Source organism: Endozoicomonas arenosclerae (genome assembly GCF_001562015.1).
Classification (GTDB): Bacteria; Pseudomonadota; Gammaproteobacteria; order Pseudomonadales; family Endozoicomonadaceae; genus Endozoicomonas_A; species Endozoicomonas_A arenosclerae.
In genome coordinates this window covers 1-634 of the sequence record NZ_LASA01000316.1, presented here as the reverse complement: position 1 = coordinate 634, position 634 = coordinate 1, and the positions used below count along the sequence as shown (strand labels likewise).

The following is a 634-nucleotide window of genomic DNA, read 5'->3' as shown; positions in this document are numbered from 1 at the left end:
GAAAACAGAACCGAACGTGGCGTCATGATCTCGATGATTTTAAGATCCTTGAAACGCAACATGTTCTTCATCAGATCCGACTCGGCGCCCATCAGAGCCCCCTCTTCCTCACCAATGTCGGCCATGGCACGGATCTCGTCACGAAGGTAAGGATTTTTCTTATCCTTAGGCGACAACTTCTTGGTAATAAGCTCAGTCATCCAGTTAAAGGTAGCAAAGCCTTAACCATGACAAGTATTTTCCAATCCTGAAATGAGCCTGAAGGCAGGTACTACTACCTAACCCTCGGCTTGTCGCTCATGAACTAATTGAAACAGGATTTCTCTGGCTTGTTGCAGCTTTCTGGCCGCTTCATTATCGGTCATGGCTTCCGCTTTGTCCTTTAGTTTGTCCAGTGTAATCCCTTCTTTCAGGTACTGTTCTGGTTCCTTCAGTGACAGGAACTTTTCGTAAGGGGTCATCATGTTTTCATAGCGGTACACCTTCTTCTCCTTGCCCTTGGCGTCCATCCGGGTTTCTGGATAAAAACAGGGGCGGTGGTAGTTCAGATAAGGAGTCAGGTCGTCCCGGTCAAACTGATTAAACTGTTTGGCATGGTGCCGGGGTATATGAGCGTGACCCAACAGCTTCCTGA

Annotated in this window: 1 protein-coding gene and 1 pseudogene; both read right to left on the bottom strand. The window is 47.8% G+C overall.

Annotation, left to right across the window (positions count from 1 at the left end):
• Nucleotides 1-200 (bottom strand): annotated as a pseudogene (locus WG89_RS29005) (hemolysin); the annotation flags it as partial.
• Between the two features lie 78 nt (nucleotides 201-278).
• The coding region (locus WG89_RS31560; protein ID WP_216638598.1) for a hypothetical protein at nucleotides 279-634 on the bottom strand (356 nt) is incomplete at its 5' end.